At 43.0% G+C, this 20,633-nt stretch carries 18 protein-coding genes; 16 read left to right on the forward strand and 2 right to left on the reverse strand.

All coding sequences use genetic code 11. The annotated features are described in order from the left end of the window. Positions 1–2: 2 nt before the first annotated feature. The 9 genes from KFK88_RS05105 to KFK88_RS05145 all read left to right on the forward strand — a co-directional run bounded on the left by KFK88_RS05105 (position 3) and on the right by KFK88_RS05145 (position 9,349). Positions 3–1,427, forward strand: a complete 1,425-nt coding sequence (locus KFK88_RS05105) for a TonB-dependent receptor (protein ID WP_223577570.1) — start codon at positions 3–5, stop codon at positions 1,425–1,427. A gap of 119 nt (positions 1,428–1,546) precedes the next feature. Continuing rightward, a complete protein-coding gene (locus KFK88_RS05110; protein WP_263296341.1) occupies positions 1,547–1,831 on the forward strand; it encodes a GIY-YIG nuclease family protein in 285 nt (94 codons plus the stop codon). A 6-nt stretch (positions 1,832–1,837) separates the two neighbouring features. Further along, a complete protein-coding gene (locus KFK88_RS05115) occupies positions 1,838–2,320 on the forward strand; it encodes a YchJ family protein (RefSeq protein WP_223577571.1) in 483 nt (160 codons plus the stop codon). Between the two features lie 94 nt (positions 2,321–2,414). Beyond that, complete coding sequence (locus KFK88_RS05120; RefSeq protein ID WP_223577572.1) at positions 2,415–3,260, forward strand: ABC transporter ATP-binding protein; 846 nt, start codon at positions 2,415–2,417, stop codon at positions 3,258–3,260. 13 nt (positions 3,261–3,273) lie between these two features. Next, positions 3,274–4,560 carry an ABC transporter permease gene (locus tag KFK88_RS05125; protein WP_223577573.1) on the forward strand — a complete coding sequence of 429 codons (1,287 nt, stop codon included), beginning with the start codon at positions 3,274–3,276 and terminating at the stop codon, positions 4,558–4,560. 18 nt (positions 4,561–4,578) lie between these two features. Beyond that, complete coding sequence (locus KFK88_RS05130) at positions 4,579–4,806, forward strand: SlyX family protein (RefSeq protein WP_223577574.1); 228 nt, start codon at positions 4,579–4,581, stop codon at positions 4,804–4,806. Positions 4,807–4,935: 129 nt separating this feature from the next. Next, positions 4,936–6,270: a class II fumarate hydratase gene (locus KFK88_RS05135; protein ID WP_223577674.1), complete on the forward strand. Its 1,335-nt coding sequence runs from the start codon at positions 4,936–4,938 to the stop codon at positions 6,268–6,270. 95 nt (positions 6,271–6,365) lie between these two features. Next, positions 6,366–7,448, forward strand: coding sequence for a hypothetical protein (locus KFK88_RS05140; RefSeq protein ID WP_223577575.1), 1,083 nt, complete (start codon positions 6,366–6,368; stop codon positions 7,446–7,448). Continuing rightward, positions 7,436–9,349 (forward strand): M14 family metallopeptidase, encoded by a 1,914-nt coding sequence (locus tag KFK88_RS05145; RefSeq protein ID WP_223577576.1) that lies wholly within the window; start codon positions 7,436–7,438, stop codon positions 9,347–9,349. Before KFK88_RS05140 ends, KFK88_RS05145 begins: the two co-directional genes overlap by 13 nt. Positions 9,350–9,371: 22 nt before the next feature. Here KFK88_RS05145 and KFK88_RS05150 read toward each other — a convergent pair whose 3' ends face one another. Continuing rightward, positions 9,372–10,268 carry a DMT family transporter gene (locus KFK88_RS05150; protein WP_223577577.1) on the reverse strand — a complete coding sequence of 299 codons (897 nt, stop codon included), beginning with the start codon at positions 10,266–10,268 and terminating at the stop codon, positions 9,372–9,374. Between the two features lie 103 nt (positions 10,269–10,371). On the opposite strand from KFK88_RS05150, the gene KFK88_RS05155 reads away from it, so the two are divergent. Genes KFK88_RS05155 through KFK88_RS05175 form a run of 5 tightly spaced genes read left to right on the forward strand, consistent with a single transcriptional unit; the run spans position 10,372 to position 15,918 of the window. Beyond that, positions 10,372–11,559 carry a BaiN/RdsA family NAD(P)/FAD-dependent oxidoreductase gene (locus tag KFK88_RS05155; protein ID WP_223577578.1) on the forward strand — a complete coding sequence of 396 codons (1,188 nt, stop codon included), beginning with the start codon at positions 10,372–10,374 and terminating at the stop codon, positions 11,557–11,559. A 45-nt stretch (positions 11,560–11,604) separates the two neighbouring features. Beyond that, positions 11,605–12,285, forward strand: coding sequence for a methylamine utilization protein (locus KFK88_RS05160; RefSeq protein ID WP_223577579.1), 681 nt, complete (start codon positions 11,605–11,607; stop codon positions 12,283–12,285). After that, entirely contained in the window at positions 12,282–14,615 is a 2,334-nt protein-coding gene (locus KFK88_RS05165; protein ID WP_223577580.1) for a bifunctional diguanylate cyclase/phosphodiesterase, read from the forward strand. Before KFK88_RS05160 ends, KFK88_RS05165 begins: the two co-directional genes overlap by 4 nt. A gap of 17 nt (positions 14,616–14,632) precedes the next feature. Then, positions 14,633–15,478 (forward strand): DUF3034 family protein, encoded by an 846-nt coding sequence (locus tag KFK88_RS05170; protein WP_223577581.1) that lies wholly within the window; start codon positions 14,633–14,635, stop codon positions 15,476–15,478. Next, on the forward strand, positions 15,478–15,918 hold the full coding sequence (locus KFK88_RS05175; RefSeq protein WP_223577582.1) for a group I truncated hemoglobin: 441 nt from the start codon (positions 15,478–15,480) through the stop codon (positions 15,916–15,918). The genes KFK88_RS05170 and KFK88_RS05175 overlap by 1 nt, the downstream gene beginning before the upstream one ends. Before the next feature lie 3 nt (positions 15,919–15,921). On the opposite strand, the gene KFK88_RS05180 is transcribed toward KFK88_RS05175, so the two are convergent. Further along, the gene (locus tag KFK88_RS05180; protein WP_223577583.1) at positions 15,922–16,743 is read right to left on the reverse strand and encodes a M90 family metallopeptidase; all 822 of its coding nucleotides are present in this window, start codon (positions 16,741–16,743) and stop codon (positions 15,922–15,924) included. Positions 16,744–16,925: 182 nt separating this feature from the next. On the opposite strand from KFK88_RS05180, the gene KFK88_RS05185 reads away from it, so the two are divergent. Both KFK88_RS05185 and KFK88_RS05190 read left to right on the forward strand, forming a co-directional pair. Beyond that, complete coding sequence (locus KFK88_RS05185; protein ID WP_223577584.1) at positions 16,926–18,464, forward strand: AbgT family transporter; 1,539 nt, start codon at positions 16,926–16,928, stop codon at positions 18,462–18,464. Between the two features lie 168 nt (positions 18,465–18,632). After that, positions 18,633–20,630, forward strand: coding sequence for a DUF3857 domain-containing transglutaminase family protein (locus KFK88_RS05190; protein WP_223577585.1), 1,998 nt, complete (start codon positions 18,633–18,635; stop codon positions 20,628–20,630). The last annotated feature ends 3 nt before the right edge of the window (positions 20,631–20,633 follow it).

Below are 20,633 nucleotides of genomic sequence, written 5' to 3' on the forward strand. Positions count from 1 at the left end.
CTGTGGTAGAACACGATAAAACCTTAACAACCGAGCAAAAAGCTCTCGCGGTTAACTTAAATAACCAACAGTACGGTACTTTTGTTGAAATCGGTGCCGGGCAAGAGGTCGCAAGGCAATTTTTCTCGGCGGGCGCAGCTGCGGGTACAGTCGCAAAAACCATGTCAGCATACGATATGCAGGTTAGCGATGATATCTACGGTAAAGCAGGTCGCTATGTTAGCCGTGAGCGCTTGGAGCAAATGCTGGATTATGAATATGATCTATTGCATAAGCGTTTGGATGCGGTTCGCTCACAAGAAACCTTGTACTTTAGCTATGCCGCAACCGTCACAGCGAAAAGCTACAGCCAAAAGAACGAGTGTCATGGCTGGATTGGTATACGTTTACAGTTAGAGCCCGGTGCGCCACCCAGTGAAATTCTCATGCACGTTCGAATGTTAGATGAAACCAATCGTGAGCAGTCAGAGGCGCTGGGTATTCTAGGTGTTAACGTTGTCTATGGTGCATTTAATTATCATTCCGCCCCCAAAGTATTTATTGAGTCGTTGCTGGACAACTTGATCAATCCATTTGGTCAAAAGCGCATTGAGATTGACTTGATTCACTTCTCTGGTCACAAGTTTGATCAGGTTGAAAATCGCTTAATGAATTTACACCTAGTGCGTTCTTGGTGTTGTCGTGCAGTTATGTTCGATGCCAAAGGCGATTCAGAAGTGCCTATGAGTTTACTTCGTAAAAAAGACGTACTTGTTATTCGTGGTTCGTTTAAACCGCCAACTAAGGTTCATGTCGATATGACGGAAGCTGCTATGAAGCAGTTTTTAGAAGAAGAGGGTGTTCAAAGCGACAAAGTTTGCACCGTTGCCGAAATCACCATGGCCGAGTTGGACAGTGATGTTGAAACTGAAGATGCAGACTTTTTAGCGCGAGTCGATTTGCTCAACAAACTCGGCTATAACGTCCTCATCTCAGACTATCTCCGCTTCTTTAGATTGCGTTCTTGGATGCGTCGCTACACACAAAACCGTATCGGGATCGTGTTAAGTATTTTAGATTTCGATCAGCTGTTTGATGCTAAGTACTATAAAGGTCTTGAAGGTGGCATCTTAGAAGCGATGGGTAAGCTATTTTCAGGCAATACCAACGTCTATGTCTACCCGACGCGACGCGAAAACACTTTGATCACGCTGGATAATGTTGAAGTAGAAGACAACGCTAAGTATCTGCTACGTCACCTGACCCACAATAAGCTCTTAGTTCCAGTAGAGAATTGGAATGACGAAAACTTGCATATATCAGCGCGCCATATCGCGACAAAGATTCCTTTAGGGCAAGGTGACTGGGAGCAGCAGCTGCCTGAAGAAATTCGCGAAGAGATCAAAGCTCGTTGTATGTTTGGTTACTGCGAGTTGCCAGAGCAGTAGTGGCTTGTAAGGAGTAGATCCTGACTTTCGTCAGGATGACATACCTCCATCGCATAAGGGAGTCTTGTCATCCTGAGCTTGACTCAGGATCTCATAAGATAGGGGAAGGGAGTTTTAGCATGAGGGAATACTATGTTTATATTATGGCTTCAAGGAAAAGAGGCGTGATTTATATTGGGGTCACAGGAAATCTACAAAATCGAGTTTATCAACATCAGAACGGACTTGTTGAAGGTTTCACAAAAAAATATAGAGTGAAGCGATTAGTATATTTTGAATCAAGCAGCGATATAAAAGAGTGCCTTTATCGCGAAAAACAATTAAAAGCTTGGCGAAGACAGTGGAAGATAGAGCTTATTGAGTCTTGCAACCCTGACTGGGACGACTTACTGATTAAGGTTTGAGTTATTATGAATGGCGCACCATGCCCCTGCGGCAAAACCAGCAACAACACTGCTCTAAAGTATGAGGAGTGTTGTCAGCCATTGCATTTAGGGAAAGAGGTTGCATCACATCCTGAGCAACTCATGCGATCACGATACAGCGCTTATTATTTTGCTTTAGGTCAATACATTCACGATACTCATCATCCTGACTACCGTGGTGGTGTTACGCCGGATGAGTTTACCCAAAGCGCAAAATCAACTCATTGGTGTGGATTGCAGGTAGTGCAAAGTTCTGCACAGGGTACTTCTGGAGTTGTCGAGTTCAAAGCCAATTTTATCGATAAAGACAAGCTCCATACTCTCCACGAAGTTTCAAATTTTGTATTAGAGAATGGTTACTGGCTGTATACAGATGGTCAATTCCAGCCTAAAACGTCGCAAAAAATTAATCGAAACCAGCCTTGTCCCTGTGGCAGTGGCCTTAAAGCCAAGCGCTGCTGCCTTTAATTTTTTCTCTTTTCTTTTAACCAGCTAAACCTTTTCCTTTTTTCCAGCATCTAATGTAGATTAGATGTTGGAAAATAACTCACGAGGGGAAGGAATGATTCAAGTAGAGTCTTTAAATAAACGGTTTGGTAATATTCATGCTGTCAGAGATGTATCATTAGAAATACATCCAGGGCAGATATTCGGTTTGCTGGGTCCAAACGGTGCTGGTAAAAGTACCAGTATTTCTATGATGACAGGGTTAATTGATGCTGACTCAGGTTCAGTCAATTTATCGGGTTTAAACCCACAGTCTAAAGAGGCTCGTTATAAAATTGGATTAATCCCTCAAAGTATCGCTTTATATGAAGAGCTGACAGCGACCGATAATTTGTCATTCTTCGCGTCGCTTTACGACATTCCTAAGAACCAATTGGAGTCAAGAATGGAGTGGGCTTTGGACTTCGTTGGGTTGAAAGATCGAGCTGGCGATCGCGTTTCTGGTTTTTCAGGAGGCATGAAACGTCGGTTGAATCTAGCAGCTTCATTACTGCATGACCCCGACTATATTTTTATGGATGAGCCAACGGCAGGTGTTGATCCTCAGTCGCGAAATAAACTGTTTGATAGCGTTTTGGAATTGAAGGAGCTCGGAAAAACGATTATCTATACCACTCACTACATGGAAGAAGCTCAAAAACTATGTGATCAAGTCGGGATCATTGATCATGGACAGTTATTAGCGTTAGGCACTGTCGGGGAGTTGTTAAATCAACATGGTGGTGAAACGCAGATTAGTATCAGCTCAGATCAAGGTGTTAAAGAATTTAAATCTAACGATGTCTCAAATGATCTTATCCAAGCGCTACAATCGAGTGACAAGGTTTATGATATCTCGGTTAATAGACCGGATCTTGAAGCTGTATTCTTAAATCTAACTGGCCGTCAATTAAGGGATTAAAGGGAGTAGCGATATGAAAAAAATTGTAGCTTTGATGAAAAAAGATATTAAGTTGCTATTTCGGGATAAGATGGCTGTATTCTTTACTTTTGTTTTTCCTCTCATATTTGCTTTTATATTCGGTTCTATTTTCTCCGGCGACGGTGGAGGCTCAAAAGCTTTGAAAGTTGCTGTTGTGGACTTGGACCAAACAGAGCAGTCTCAACAGTTTGTAAAAAGCATTGAAGATGCCGATGAGTTCACCGTAACTTTGGCTACTGAAGAGAAAGCAAAAGATTTGGTTCGCCGTGGAAAGCGCGTGGCCTACTTTATTTTGCCTAAAGGTTTTGGCGAAGATTACAAAGGTGTCTTTTCTGGAAGTCCTCCAGAGGTACTCGTCGGTATTGACCCTTCACGAACCGCTGAGGCGGGTTATCTTGAAGGCTCATTGATGAAGCTTGGTATTAATCGCTTTGAGCAAGCGTTCTCCGATCCTTCTGCGATGATTGAACAATTAGATACTTCAATGGCTGAAATTCAACAAAGTGATGACATTCCTGCTGAGTGGAAGTCTTTGCTGGGGGATTACCTGCCTAAAATGAAGCAGCTGACTGAGCAAGAGTTAGGGGATAATTCAGAATTTACCTTTGGTGGGGATGGTGAAGCTAATCCGATGATGCCATTGAAGGTGACCAAGCAGGAAGAGGTGGTTCAGCGTTCTGGACCTAAAAATGCATTTTCTATCACGATCCCACAGGGTGTTATTTGGGCAATCATGGGGTGTGTTATAGGTTTTGCTATCAGTCTCGTGCAAGAAAAAACGCTAGGAACCATGAATCGCTTAATCGTTGCGCCAATTAGTCGTACACAAATTGTCGCAGGTAAAGCCCTCGGTTGCTTTATGGCACAAATTGCTGTGGTCACTTTATTGTTCTTAGTGGCCTATTTCATTCTGGGCGTCCGGTTTAATTTACCTAAATTAGTGTTAGCCGCTGTGGCCTCAGGAGTATGTTTTGTCGGCTTAATGATGTTCTTCGCTTCGTTAGCGAAAACAGAGCGCTCCGTAGCTGGTATTACCAATGCCTTCTTAGTCATGATGGGGATGATTGGTGGTGCTATGATTCCATTGTTTGTAATGCCGGGCTGGATGCAGGCCATCAGCAACTTTAGTCCCGTAAAGTGGGCGATCGTTGCGTTTGAAGGTGCAATTTGGCGCAACTTTAGTTACACAGAAATGATGACGCCGGTATTAATTTTATTGGCAATCGGTGTGGTCGCTTTTATTTTAGGGACGCGCATGGTAAAACTTGAGGAAGCATAACCTCATAAACAAAACACCATGAGCACACTGGAATCGTTACAACATCAAATTGATGAGCTTCAAACCAAGCTTTCGTTTCAGGACGATACGATTGAACAATTGAATCGTATCGTCACTAAACAAGATGAAATCATTCGCTTGATGCAAGGCAAATTCTCCCTTATCGGCGATAAGATTCAAGATATTGAAGCTCATTTACCGAATAAGCCTTTTAACCCAAGTGACGAGGTGCCACCACATTATTAGTAGCTATCAGGCTATTGGCCCTCTGAGCTATGAGTCCCAAAGGAGGTCGCTTTGTCTAATAGAAAGCCATCCGCTAAAACATTAGCGAATAGCAAAAATACTCAGCAGTACAGAATAGAGAAAGATAGCATGGGCGAAATGAAAGTGCCTAAAGATGCCCTTTATGCCGCCCAAACTCAACGGGCCGTCGAGAACTTTCAAATCAGCCCCTTAACCTTACCAGCGGACTTCATACGACAAGTTATTCTGATCAAGCAAACTGCCGCCGAAACCAATCATCAGCTGGGTGAGTTATCTAAAACAAAGTCTAACGCTATTGTTAAAGCGACCAAGCAGATATTAGAGAAAGGCTTAATAACTGCCGACAACTTTCCTGTGGACGTCTTTCAAACCGGTTCGGGTACCAGTACCAATATGAATGTGAATGAAGTTGTTGCGCACTTAGCTTCAAATTCGCGTACCAAGGTTCATCCTAATGATGACGTTAATATGGGGCAAAGTAGCAACGATGTGATCCCAACGGCGATATCCATGATGGCAACAGAGCAGTTAGTGAAACACTTAACACCAGCTTTAAACAACTTGGTTACGATCATTAAAGCAAAAGGGAAGTCTCTAAAGTCAGTAATTAAAACAGGTCGCACGCATCTTATGGACGCGATGCCGTTAAGTATGCAACAAGAACTGTCGGGTTGGGCTTACCAAATTCAGTTATCTCTAAAAAATATAAAGAATATCGTTCCACAAGTCAGCGAGCTCGCTCAGGGCGGAACGGCGATCGGCACTGGTATCAACAGCTCGGCAAAATTTCGCACCCAGTTTGCTAAAAATTTAAAAGCAAAAACAGGCTTACCTTACAAAAAGTCAGGAAACGCTTTCGCGAGTATTGCTGGGCAAGATGCTAGTGTTACAGCTTCTGGTGCATTAAATACTTTGGCAACAGCACTGATGAAAATTAGCAATGATTTGCGCTGGATGAACAGCGGGCCAGTGAGTGGTTTGGGCGAAGTGAAACTCAAGGCCATTCAACCAGGGAGCAGTATTATGCCCGGTAAAGTTAATCCAGTGATCCCTGAAGCGGTGACTATGGCTGCGGCTCAAATTATGGGAAACCATACCAGTATTACTGTAGGCGCTCAGTCAGGTAATTTTCAATTAAATGTGATGTTACCAATGATTGCCTATAACTTGCATCAGTCATTAACTCTAGCCACAAAAGCATCACTGCAAATTGCAGGAACGATAAAAGACTTTGAGCCTAACGCTGACTACTTGGAGCAACAGCTGAGTAAGAATGCCATTTTAGCAACCGCTTTGGCGCCTGAAATCGGTTACGAAAAAGCATCTGAAGTTGTCTATCAGGCTAGGCGAGAAGAGCGAAGTATCCTTGAGGTGGCACTTGAAATTACGTCACTGTCGCGTAATCAGTTAGAGAAAATTTTGGATCCAAAAAAGCTAACTTAAACTTAAACACTGCTCTGCAGTCTAAATTTTATACCGTTTAAGTTATTTTTGGGTAAACTAGATTAAGGTTCAGGCAATAGGTAGGGGTGGGTAATATGATGAAAAACAGATGGTTGAAGCTACTCTGTTTAGCCGCAGGGTTAGCAGTATTCAGTAGCTCAAATGCAGTCGAAAGTGGCCCTTTGTTGATTTCTGATGTGCCAGCTGGGCAGGTTTATACGGATGCTCATATTGAGCGAATAAAGAATCGTGACTTGGCAGCATTAAAGTCTGGAGCAGGGGACCCTTTGGTCGATGAGTATTTGCTTACTAGAAAAATCTACAATCTTGATGCTGAGTCGTTATCTCAAGATGAGGTCGAGTTTCTACAGCAAGCATCAAAGCATCAAGCATTAGCCTATAAACAACACCCAGAAGGACCTATAGCAGTGCCAATTTTTGATGTGTCTTCTCTTGCCAAACATAAGTTGTTTTTGAGAGGCATTTACTTAAAAAAGCCCGAACTTTTGAAGGTTTTGAATACAAACGTAGCACAGTTTGCTCAATCTAGCCTTTTAACACCAACTCATACAGAAGCTGCCAAACTCGTTCTGAATCAGAGTCGTGGTCATTTGTCTCCTGTGACCATTGATGTTTTGGTGGACGGCTATAAGCATAATATGAATTCAGCTAGTTTCGTGTTGCTTAGGACTTTAGTGGAGTCTTATAAAAGTTATCCCGCGGCAGCAGCGTTACTTAGCTCAGAGTATGATTCACCGCTTAAACATCAAGTGATGAGCCAACTGAGGCAGCATTTCTCAGCAACCGAGTGTGAAAAGCTGTTAAGAGAGTACGCTTTAAACCAACCAAAGCTAGCTTCACAAGCACTTATTGAGTACGGAAAGTTGCCATTAAACGTGCTGAATATGGAGGTCTTATACTCGAAACTCTCGGACAACAAGCTGGGCTCGAGTAGTGCTCTCGCTCTTTCAAGGCTATTAAAACAGAGTTCTGATTACTCGGCTGTTGTCGACCACCTAAAACAGAAAGCATCTTCCCGACACGCTGTGGCTAATGGCCTACTGACACTGAAGTTAGTAGACACTCCTGATTCACGAGCCTTATTAAAGACAATTCTTGAAAATGATTCTATCCAGTTTGACGATATGAAGACGGAGGTAAAGACATGGGTAAATTAACCGCTTGCATGGTAACCTCAGCTTTAGTCTTTTCATCTGGAGCTGCGGTAGCTGAGGTCCTCAATTACACAGAAAATACAAACTCGAGTAATCAACTAGCCATTGGCTATCCCGTTCCTGTACCGGTAGATTCATTGACGGCGGTTGACGGCTTTAGAACCTATGACAGTTTGCACAGCCAACATCAATCATTGGCGGTCACGCATCCAGAAGTCAGGAGCAGTGTGGTTGGTCAAACGCATAACAATCGTGATATCTATGTCTATCGATTTGGTGATAGCAATAATCAAACCACTGATGGCCTAGCAGAGCCTGCTTTTCTGATTAATGGCACGATTCACGCTCGTGAATGGCAGAGTCCAGAAGTTGTAACTGAGTTGATGGAGCAACTGACAGAGCAGAAAGATGACCAAGGCGTGGTGCAGTACCTACTGGACAATACCAATATCATTATCTTACCTGTGATGAACGTTGATGGTTTTCTGCAAACTCAACGTTTTCCTACACAGGTCACGCAGTCGCCTGGCACCAGCGCAGGTTCGACTCCAAGTCAGAAGTTTGCCCAGCCTCGTGATGGACGTATGCGTCGAAAAAATATGCCCAGTGTGGATGAGGTTCTATCAACAGAAGGAGATCGCCTTAATGGCGTTGATCTGAACCGTAACGGCTCAGTATTCTTTGGCGTTCAGCCAGATAACAGCGTTGCAACCAGTTTGATATACGGTGGCCCTTCGGCTCAGTCCGAGCCAGAAACCCAAGCGCTGCTAGCTGCTGCTCAGTTAGGTCCAAGAAATCGTTTGCGCTTCTACCAAGACACACATTCGTTTTCGCGAGTTCTTTTCGTGCCGCAACCTAATAATGCAAACAGAAACACAATAACCAATAGCATAGCTGCAAAGTTTCAAAGTACAACACAAGTGCAGGGCGCTAATTACTTCCCAGTCATCGATCAAGTCGGCAGTGGTATTCCTACCACAGCTGATTACTTTGCTTACACTGACTTGATTCCGGCTTGGACATTAGAGATTGAGCCACCACAAGGTTTTGCGGGTGAGCCCAATGGTGGGGCATTTTATGGTGGAACTGGCGCCAGTCATTCAGGTTTTATTATGCCGGACAGTGAAATCGCGCGTACACGAAATCAGCTAGCTCCTGCACAAATATTGATGTTTTACCATCAGGCTGGACCTGCTTATGTAACCAAGGTTCAGTTGGTTGATAGTGGTGGTAATGATGTCTATTTGGCCAGTTGGAGTGGTGGAGCTAGTCGTAATCTAAACGTTGCGACTAACAATACTCTTCAAGGTGGAGAAACCTATACCCTATATGTTAGCTTCAGTAAACCAATGCGGGTACGCAATAGTTCAGGCAATATTTCGCAGTACACTGGGCAGTCGGTGAGTATTTCACCTACCGTCACTATCACGGGTAATGGCGGTAGCGGTAATTTTACACGCGCTATCAATGTTGGTAATAATAGCTGGCTCAATCAAAGTGTTGACGGCTTTACTTTCAACCAATATCACGATGATGCATTTAAAGTGGAGTTCACTTTGCCAACCAACATTCCTGTTAGCTCAACGAGCGGGAATACTGATATTACGATAAATATTGCGGCTCAGGACTTAGCCGGTTTGGAGCTAGACGCCAACCCAGCGACTAGTGTTGATTGGAATAATGGTTCCTGGACTAATTACGAAAACTCAAACGGTCAAGCCGGCATTACCGGCGGAACTGACTCTTCGTATAACCTCAAAGTGTCTAATCAAAATCTAACGTTATCAGAGCCACAGTCCAGCGGTGGCGGCGGGGGGAGCTTACCTTGGCTGATGCTCATCACTTTAGGTTTTTATACGCTGGTACGCGGTAAGAAGCCTCTTTTGCTCCGCTCGAACAGCTAAGCCAATACATCAGGGCAGGGACTTAAGGTTTCTTAAGATCCCTGCGGTTGATAACAAAAGTATTACCAATTGCAATAAATACAATTCCCACTGCTACAGGCCACGTCCACTGAAAGCCCTCGAATAATGTTGAAATAATTAAGGCGACAGCAGGAAATAGCACGACGGCATAAGAAGCCTTGTGGACGCCAATTCGTCTCAATAGCGTTAAGTAACACCCGAAAGCAAACACAGAACCGAATAGAGCTAAGTAAACTAAGCTCACGTTATAGGACAATGACCAGTTATAGGTCATTTCTTTGCCTTGAACTAGGCCCACTATCAGACTGAATAGAGCACCATAAGCCATACCATAGGTGTTCATCTGTATGACAGGGAGATCGTATTTTTGTGTTTGGACTGAAACGAGATTACCCACAGATGCTGCAAGTACGCCTAAAATGGCTAGTGTGAGTCCTAAAACCGCAGTGTTTTCAAAACTAAAATCACTAAGCTCGTCCCAAAAGATAAATACCATGCCAATAAGCCCTAGGGTCGATCCAATGGCGAGTCTTGGAGTAATCGGTGTTTTGAAGAAGATCCTAGAGTTGATAATATTAACAATTAGCACCGATGAAAAGATGACTGAAGCCATTGCTGAGCTAAGGTACTCTTGTGCGTGGTACAGCAGCATATAGTTCAAGCTGAACATGCAAACACCCAATAACAGAAGCCATAAGTGTTGTACTAAACTAAATTTCAGAGGCAGCTTTTTGACCATGCAGTAGAGCCATAACATTGCTGCGGCAAGAGCGAATCGGTAAAAGGTCGAGTATTCGTGTGCAACGCCATCCAGCTGATATTCAATGGCAAACCAAGTGCTCCCCCAAATTAGAACACAAAGAGCGTAGAGAACGCTGGTAGACATCAATAACTTCATAATCTGGCCTGAGGAACTGCTGGTGCTTTTAATGTGCAGATGATGCCATAGATGGTAGAATTCTGCTCGAATATTTTAGTATATAGCGAAGTGATTAAGCGGCATGCAAGAAAAAGACGTTATTATTATTGGGGCTGGCGCAGCTGGGTTGATGTGTGCGATCAGTGCTGGCGGACGAGGTAAGTCTGTAGCTGTCTTAGATCATGCCAACAAAGTTGGCAAAAAGATATTGATGTCGGGCGGTGGCCGCTGTAATTTCACTAACTACTATGCCGAGCCTAGTAACTTCCTGTCACATAATGAACATTTCTGTAAGTCAGCCCTAAGTCGTTATACCCAGTGGGACTTTATTGGGTTAGTGGAAAAGCATGGTATTCCTTATCATGAAAAAAAACTGGGCCAGCTTTTTTGCGACAACAAAGCCAAAGATATCGTTAATATGCTATTGGACGAGTGTAGCAACGTTGGTGCTGATGTCAGGACTCATTGTGCTATTGAACAGGTCGAGAAAACTGAGCAGGGTTTTTTACTGACTACAAGCCAAGGTAAGTGGCAATGCCGCTCCCTGGTTATCGCGACAGGAGGCTTGTCGATTCCAACCATGGGCGCAACTGGCTTTGGGTATGATATCGCCAAACAGTTCGGACTGACTGTTTTACCGACCACTGCAGGACTGGTTCCATTTACGCTGACGCCCAGCCTGTTGGAGCAATTTGAGGGATTGTCAGGGACATCTGCTGATGCAAGCGTAAGCTGTAATGGAGAGAGTTTCCGTGAAAACATTTTGTTTACTCACCGTGGATTAAGCGGACCCTCTATCTTACAGATTTCTTCCTACTGGAAGCCGGGTGATAGCATTCAAATTAACTTGTTTCCTGATATAGATTTATTCCAAGCACTAAAAGACAGCCAGCAAGCGCGTCCTAAATCACATATCAATACGTTATTGGCGGAAACGCTAACCAAAAAGTTGGCGGATCGCCTAACTGATATGTGGTTCGGTGATATTAAAGATAAGCCTCTTGCGGAGCTGTCGAATGAATCGTTACAGCGGGTTGCCAAACAATGTCAGTCGTGGTCATTGAAGCCTACAGGAACCGAAGGCTATCGTACCGCTGAGGTAACCTTGGGCGGTATTGATACAGATGAAGTTTCTTCTAAAACCTTTGAAGCCAAAAAAGTTCCGGGGCTTTACTTTATTGGTGAAGTCCTTGATGTCACAGGTCATTTAGGAGGTTTCAACTTCCAATGGGCTTGGGCTTCAGGCCATGCCTGTGGGCAAGAGTTGTAGTGCTAAATTATTGCTATAACAGTAATAATTGGGCATAGTAACTGTATGAAAACTAAACTGGCTATTAAAAGCTTGTACGTTGGCTTGCTTGGGGTAATAGGCCTTGCTGTAAAAGCGAGTGGCTTGTCTGTGACCGTTGTGGATGCTCAACAGCAACCTATCGCTGATGTAGTAGTTGAGTTATTGCCAGAAAAACTGGACGAGCAACCGGCGCAAGCTGATTCTAACCTTAGTCAAGACTTTCATGAAATCGGACAAAAAAACCGTACCTTTGTACCTTTCATTAGTGCAGTCACCGTCGGTAGTGAAGTTGATTTTCCAAACTATGACAAAACCCGCCATCATGTATATTCTTTCTCTGAGGCTAAAACCTTTGAGCTAAAGTTGTATGTGGGGCGTCCTGATACCACGATCAGATTTAATAAAGCGGGCATTGTCGCTATTGGTTGTAATATCCATGATTACATGCAAGCTTACATCTATGTTGGCGGCAGTCCTTGGTTAGGTAAAACAACAGCTTCTGGTGTTGTAAGTTTTGAAGAGTTACCCAAGGGCACGTATCAACTGAATCTATGGCATCCTTGGCAGCTGGATAGCTTTGAACAACAGCAAATCGTGCTAGATAGCGAGACTAAGGATATCAGCATTACATTTCATATTGAGGAAAAGGAGAAACCTTCGCCACCAGATAATAAGTGGCAAGATTTATTTAAGGACATTCAATGATTAAGAGCTATCGAGGAAAGCTCATTTTATTGATGGTTCTGGCCCTATCGCTAGTCCAACTTGGGTCATCATTTGCAACGCTTCAAGTGATTCGGAATTTGTCAGAAGAGCAAGCTTCACAATCTGTGAAAGTCGGTTCAAAAATCTTGAGAGAAGGTTTGGAGCAAAAAGAAGCTCAATATCGGTCAGCAACCCAGGTTCTCGTCTCCGACTTCGGCTTCAAATCTGCTATTGCCACAGAGGATAGACCTACCATAGCGACAGCACTAGAGAACCACAGCCGTCGTATTAACGCAGACCTCGTATTGTTATTGAATAATTCATTAGAGCGCCTGTTATCTGCACCAGTGGTTTCCGCTCAGGAGGTGGAGAGATTGGTTGAGGGCTCACAAGATTTCTATCGAAATGGCAGTGCCTTTAGTCGCAACTTGGTTATAAACGAAGAGCCTTACATGATTGTTTTTGCTCCAGTTAAAGCGCCGACTACTGTTGCTTGGGTAGGTATGGGTTTTTTACTTGATAAAGATGTTGCGGAGGAGACCAAGCAAATTACTGGGTTGGATGTTGGGTTTGTAGCTATGAGTGGCTCCAGAGCAACGTTGAACACCACGATTGATGAGCCTAGCATAGAGCATTATTTTGAATCGCAAGTTAGTCCTCATGAACAGGGTCAGCAACAATCGATTCTAGGCCTGTCAAGGCTGGAAAGTGATGATCTGCTTTTTGTCAGTGAATTATCAAGTCCGACAGAGAGCGCTAAGCTTTATAGCTTTATGTATGTTTCTAGTAACAGCTGGTTAAAGCGTTACTATGAACTTAGAAATTACCAGCTTTGGGTTTTCTTGGGTGCATTGCTGGTGGCTATAGGGGTTGCTATATGGCTCGCCAAGGAAGTAAGCCGTCCGGTAGAAAAGCTGGTTAGATTTGCTCGACGAATCGGAAAAGGCGAGTCATCCAAGGCACCGCAGGTCAAAACCAAAGAGCTAAGTTTATTGTCCTCAACACTGCAGCAAATGAATGTTGATATTAAACAGCGCCAAGAAGAAATTGTATATAACAACACGCACGATATGTTAACTGGACTGGCAAACCGAAATGCTGCTGAGCAATATTTAAAGAGGCTTTTGGATAAAGGACGCGGAACGTTAATTATTCTCAATATAAAAAAATTCCGCTTGATTAATGACTCGATTGGTTACGCTAATGGCGATCTGATCCTAAAGGCGATTGCCAAGCGATTAACCGGAACTCTTCCTAAGGACGTGTTTAAGGCTAGGTTAGCAAGTGATGAATTTTTAATTGCTGCGGATTACGATATTTGCAAACTTTTTGCTGAGCAATTACTGCCTGCTTTACAACAAGGCATCAATATTGATGATAGCCAGGTTAACGTTTATGTTAACGCTGGAGTGTATTATCTCAATAATCGCTCTCAAACCATTAATGATATGCTGCGTTGCGCTGATATAGCATTAAGTAAAGCAAAACGCAGCGCGGACTCTTTTGTGTTGTACCAACAAGGTCAGGATGAGAATTACCAAAGACAGCTGCACATTATTGGTATTTTCGAAGAGTCTATGGCTGATGGCAGCATGTACCTTGAGTATCAGCCAAAGGTGAACCTTAATAGCGGTCAGTGTACGGAAGCAGAAGCGTTGCTACGGTGGCAGGATAAAGAACTTGGCTTCATATCACCAGAAGAGTTTATTCAGTTAGCAGAACTATCGGGGAATATTAGAGCGGTAACAAACTGGGTGATAGAAGAGGTGATAAAACAGATTATCCTTTGGCAAGCAAAAGGCTTATCCTTGAGGGTTTCGGTCAATATTTCGGTCGATGACTTATTGGATAAAGGTTTTAGGTTTATAGTTCGAAGTTTGTTGGAGAAATACAGTATCAACCCCCGTTGTCTAAGTTTTGAAATCACAGAAAGCGTCATCATGTCGGATCCAGAGCTGGCTGTTGAGTCAATGAACATATTTAAAGATCTTGGTATCAGCATTGCTATCGATGATTTTGGAACGGGCTATTCGTCATTAAGTTATCTGAAGAAAGTGCCGGCTAGTGAGCTAAAAATTGATAAATCATTTGTTATCGATTTTGATAATAACGAGGAAGACAGAATGATTGTTGAAACCTCGGTGGAACTGGCGCATAGTTTTGGTATGAAAGTCGTTGCTGAAGGTGTTGAAACAGAGTCATGCTTACAACAACTCAAGACGTTTGGCTGCGATTTAGGCCAAGGCTACTTCTTTACGCGTGCATTGAGAGCGAATGATTTTGAGGCATGGTGTGAGAAGTTCAATAGCAATACTGTGTTAACTGATTAAGTGGGTAAGGGTATCGTTTGTTAAAACTGAAGTATGGTATTCGCGTTGGTTTATTACTAGTTATTTTATCGAGTCCTGACTCATGGGCTGGTAGTCGAATCTTAGCGACCGGTGGTTTGAATTCGATTGAAGGTATCGCTGGTGGCGGAATTACACCATGGGCTGTGATCAGCGGTTACAGTAGCTCTGATGAATGGAGCGCAACTGCGCATTACTCGGCGGTAAATCTTGATGATTTTAAGCTTGATGTTCAAGGCGCTTCATTGAGTTTTGACAATCGCGTTGAGATTGCTGTTGCCCAACAGAGCTTAGACGTACTTCCTCTGAATAGCAGCATTAAGCAACAGATGTATTCGGTTAAAGCGCGTTTATATGGCGACATCATTTACGGTAATTGGCCTCAAGTTTCTGCTGGATTGATTTATAAGGAAAATAAAGATCCAACTATCCCGCAGTTATTGGGGGCTAGAAAAGATACCGGTACTGACTATTATGTGGCCGCGAGTAAGTTATTTTTACATGGTGCCGGTGGTTATAATTGGCTATTTAATGCCTCAGCACGTTACTCCAACGCAAACCAGAATGGATTACTGGGTTTCGGGGACATCAACAATGATGATAGGGAGTGGTTGGCTGAAGCAAGCTTTGCTGTTATGCCTAGAGAGGATATTGCCGTAGGCATGGAGTATCGCCAGCAACCCAATGTCTTAGCTTCTGTTGAAGAAGATAGCTGGAAGGATTTTTTTGTAGCTTGGTTTGTAAATAAACACCTGAGCATTAGTGCTGCGTATGTTGACTTGGGTTCTATTGCTGGGTTGCCTGATCAGACCGGTTACTATATTAACTTCCAAGGGTATTTTTAATGAGTGGTGGTCTAAAAAGTCTACTAAAAAGTGGCCTCATGCTTTGGGTAGTATGGCTAGGAGCGTGCGCATATCATGCTGATAAGGGCACCATGTATCAACAACTTGGTGAAAAACAAGGTATAACCGGGGTCGTGGATAAGTTACTTGTTCTCATTGCTAGGGATGAACTGCTTAATAAGCGCTTCGTGGATGTGGATATACCAATATTTCGAGAGCACTTAATTGAGCAGCTGTGCCAAGTAGCAGACGGACCTTGTGAGTATACTGGGGGAACCATGTCTGAGGTGCACAGAGGCCTCAATATCAGTGATGCTGAGTTTAATCGATTAGTAACACATTTAAGGGAGGCGATGACTCAACAGCAAATACCCTACGTGACCCAGAATCGGTTATTATCAACGCTAGCACCTATGCACTCTGAGGTGACTTACCAGTAAGGCTTACCAGCTTGCTGGGTCAATCTTATAAAATAGCTGAAATTGCTTATATAGCTCGGGATGGTGGCTTTTCAGATCCTTCGGGCGTTCAAAAAACACTTCGCTGGTGACTGCAAAAAACTCTGCTGGATTTGTGGTGCCGTACTTATCAATTAACGTGGGTTCACCACGCCGAGCCTGTTGGCGAAGTTTTTCGAACTCCGTCGACAATACCTTTGACCACTTGTCATAATTCTGTTCTTTTCCTAATGGTGGTGCACCATTTGTTGTACCGGATTCGCCATCAAGCTGGTGGGCGAACTCATGAATCACCAAGTTATGGCCATCTTCGAAATCTGCACCGCCGCTGGCGGAATCTTTCCAAGACAGTATCACTTTTCCACGATTCCAAGACTCGCCAAGTATCACACGAGAATCACGCTGCTCAACCCCAGAGCCGTCCTGCATCGCTCGGTTAGTGATAAAGGCGGCGGGATAGACCGAGATGGTGTGTAGGAAAGGATAGAAGTCTGTGTGTCGGTTGAGAAGCAGTAGACAGGCTTGCGCTGCTATAGTGACGCGCACTTCATCACTGACTTCTTGACCTTGATGGCCACTAAACTCTTTCTCTGCGAGAAAGACTTTCATCTTGTCCTTAAGCTGTAGCTGCAAGTCTGTGGGCATCTTGTAAAAAAAGCTTAAGTTTTTACGCAGGATTTGGCGCCACTCTTTTGGAAATGGCTCGCTGGCGACCTGTTGACGTTTACGCCGTTTGCGAATACTAGAGGTTGCAATCCAGGCGATAAGGGCTGCACAACATATAAGGAATATATAAAGAGGGAGCATAGCGAGCCCTACTAATGGATACTAATAAGTGTTATTGGGACTTTGTTGTCTTTTTCAAGATAGTGGCATCTGAGCTTCGTTGGAGTACAAAGGCACTGGTCAGAGCGACAATATGAGCCTAAAACTTGAAGGAAGTGAGGCAATTAGGGTATAAATCAGGTTTACTTCTATTGGGGATACTCATGAATAACGATAATGCACAACAGACGGGTGCCATAGCCCGCTTTCTGAATGGCATTGAAAGGGTCGGTAATAAGCTTCCTGATCCCGCCATTATTTTCTTATTTGCCATGATCACGATCTGGATTTTGTCGTGGTTATTTTCTGGTGTTGATTTCTCTGCGATTGATCCGCGTACAGGCGATCCCATCGTGGTTAAAAACCTTCTAACCGGTGATTCTTTAGCCAACTTCCTATCGACCATGGTCACTACCTTTACAGGTTTCGCGCCGTTGGGAGTGGTATTGGTCGCTATGCTGGGTGTGGGTGTGGCAGAGCACTCAGGTTACATCAATACGGGTATTAAATTGATGTTAAAGCGCACACCAAAAGCGTTGCTAACACCGATGATTATCCTTGTAGGTATTGTGAGCCATACTGCGACAGATGCGGGTTATGTATTGGTGATTCCGCTTGCTGGTGTGATTTTCTATGCCATGGGGCGTCATCCATTAGCTGGTATCGCGGCGGCGTTTGCTGGTGTGAGCGGTGGTTTTAGTGCTAACTTTATTCCTTCGGGCATTGACCCATTGCTACAAAGCTTCACGCAAAGCTCAGCTCAAATCATCGAAGAAGGTATGCAAGTTAATCCGCTGAACAACTACTTCTTCACCTCCGTATCGAGTATCTTCATTATTTTAGTGGGTTGGTACATTACCGATAAGATTATCGAGCCACGCCTACAAAGAACAAAAGTTGATGGTGATACGGAAGATCTACCTGAGTTTGATATTGTTACTAAAGAAGAAAAGCGCTCGTTCCTCATCGCTACCACTGTCATGATCGCAGGTCTGGGTTTGCTGGCATGGGCATCGTTAATAGAAGACTCTCCGTTAAGCCATAATGGCTCTTTGACTAACTTTGCGGCTCCTTTGATGAAGTCGATTGTTCCTTTGATTTTCTTGTTGTTCTGGATTCCTGGCGCCATCTATGGCTTTGCTTCCGGTACCTTTAAGAAGTCAAAAGACATGATTGATGCCATGACCAAAGCGATGGAAGGCATGGCGTACTACGTTGTAATGGCTTTCTTCTGTGCTCTATTTATTTCAGCTTTTGCTCAGTCAAACTTAGGTGCGCTTCTAGCGATTGAAGGCGCTCAGGTATTAAAAGCTATGTCACTTCCAAGCGGTGTGACTATTGTTGGTATTATTTTATTGACGGGCTTTGTGAACTTATTCGTAGGGTCTTCATCAGCCAAATGGGCACTGTTAGCACCAATCTTTGTTCCAATGCTAATGCAACTCGGTATCTCGCCAGATCTCACGCAGGCGGCTTATCGTGTCGGGGATTCAAGCTCTAACATTATCACGCCACTGATGCCTTACTTCCCGTTAGTTGTGGTTTATTGCCAGAAGTATGTTAAAGACACAGGTATCGGCACTTTGATTGCGATGATGTTACCATTCTCGATAGCATTCTTAATCGGCTGGAGTTTGTTCTTACTGGCTTATTGGGGCTTAGGTATGCCATTAGGTATTCAATCAAGCTACACCTTTGGCTAGCTGCCACTAGAATCTTACTGATTCAAAACAAAGAAAGGAGCCTCAGGGCTCCTTTTTTCATTCAAGTAAGTAAGACGTATTGCCAAGGCTGAGTGGTACCTTTAGCAAGTTGTTATCCATTTTGAGCCTTGGTAATATCTGTACTTTAAATATTAATAGAATAAGATTATGAATGGATTATATAAAATAATAATACTATGGGTATTTTGTTGCGCTAGCGTTTCTGCTGACAAGTCGATAGAGCTTAAAGACACATATTCAGTTCAGCCTGTACCAAGCTGGGTGACCCAGCAAGGCATTCCAAAAGGCGTTAATCAAGATGGTAATTATGGCGTTACATATTACTTGCTTGAGCGCCAACTAGACTTTGGCAATGACTCAGAAGACTACTTTCGTTTGGTTTACTCTATAGATCAAAAGGAAGCGTTAGCAGATAACTCACAGGTCATTATTGACTATAACCCTAGTTTTCAAAGACTAGAGGTTCACCATATTAATGTTATCCGTAACGGGAAGGTTGTTAACCGTCTGGCCATAGAAGATATTACAGTTGCTCAAAGTGAGGATACTGAAGAAAGTCTCATGCTGACAGGAAAGGCAACTGCCTCGACACAGATCAAAGGTTTGCAAGTAAATGATGTTGTTGACTTTGCTTATACGGTTAAAGGGCAGAATCCAATTTTTGAAGGCAAAACATTTTTCAGGCAAAACTTGGGTTGGTCATCACCAATAAAAAAGCTCTTTCTTAAAGCCGTATCGGACAACCCTCTTCAAATTAAGGCAACGGCCTATGATGATAAACTTAACACGGAAAAAGTGGCTGGTAGGTATCAGTATAAGTTATCCATTGATAATGTAACCACTAAGAAGTCACTCGATGGCATTCCTAATAGAGTACACTATTTTCCTTACATCCAGGGGAGTGAGTTTGAATCATGGGATGAGGTTGTTGAATGGGCTTTACCGCACTATCAAGATAAGTTTGAATTAAACAACTCTTTACTCCGTCTTGCTAATGGCTGGAAAGAGCAGTTCCCAGGTGACTTAGAGTCTCAAATTACAGCAGCTATTCAATACGTTCAGGACGATATCCGATACTTTGGTATTGAGCTTGGAGTTAATTCACACAAACCCCACCATCCGAACACAGTTTTCGACAGAAAGTATGGGGATTGTAAGGATAAAACGGTCATGTTGGTTGCGTTACTTAGACAACTGGGTGTAACTGCATATCCTGCTTTAGTCTCGACAGATTTAAATAGCGGTTTTGAAACAATGTTGCCTAGCCCTGGCGTATTTGATCATGTAATTGTAGGGATAGAATATGGGGAACAATTCTACTTCGTTGATCCGACTAAAACAGCCCAAAGAGGTAGCTTAAAGTCAATAAGCCTATTGCCGTTCGAGAAAGTATTGGTCATTGACTCTCAGTTAGAGCAGGGCATTGTCTCAGTACCTCAACATGATTACGAGCATAAAATTCATATAGAAGAGCTATTTAAACTTAGTAGCATGTCAAAACCTGCTAGTTATTCAATATCATCTACTTACTATGGAATCGAGGCTGATAGAGTTAGAAGTTGGTACAAGGTTAATAGTAAGAAGGTTATTCAAGATAATTATTTTAACTTTTACAAGAAAGTGTACCCGACCCTAAAAATTGATGGGGAAATCGATATTAATGATGATGAAGACCTGAATATTGTTACGATAAAAGAATCATACATAGTTCCAAGTTTATGGAGCTTCAACTCTAATCATTATTATTCGGATTTTTCGTCATATGAAATGAACAATCATATTTATTATCCTGAAAGGCCTGAGCGTGACGTCGGTCTAGCCATACCTTTCCCTAAAAAAATAACTCATAACATTAGGGTGGTTTTGCCAGAAACATATTCTCTAGACTCAAAGAAAACGAATAAAGAAATTAATCACGAGAGTTTTTCTTTTGAAAGAAATGTAGCTGTAAAACAAAACTCAATGAATTTGAGCTTTGACTATAAGGCCAAGGAAAAAGAAGTCAATGTTGATGTGCTGGATAATTATTACGAGTCTCTAATAGAGGTGCAAAACCATTTAAATTATAGACTGATATTCCCTGCGAGTAAGTCTCAACAAAAGCAACAACGAAAAAAACGATTACAAGATCTTATCAAAGGATAAAAC

Source organism: Kangiella taiwanensis, assembly GCF_020005165.1.
Classification (GTDB): domain Bacteria; phylum Pseudomonadota; class Gammaproteobacteria; order Enterobacterales; family Kangiellaceae; genus Kangiella; species Kangiella taiwanensis.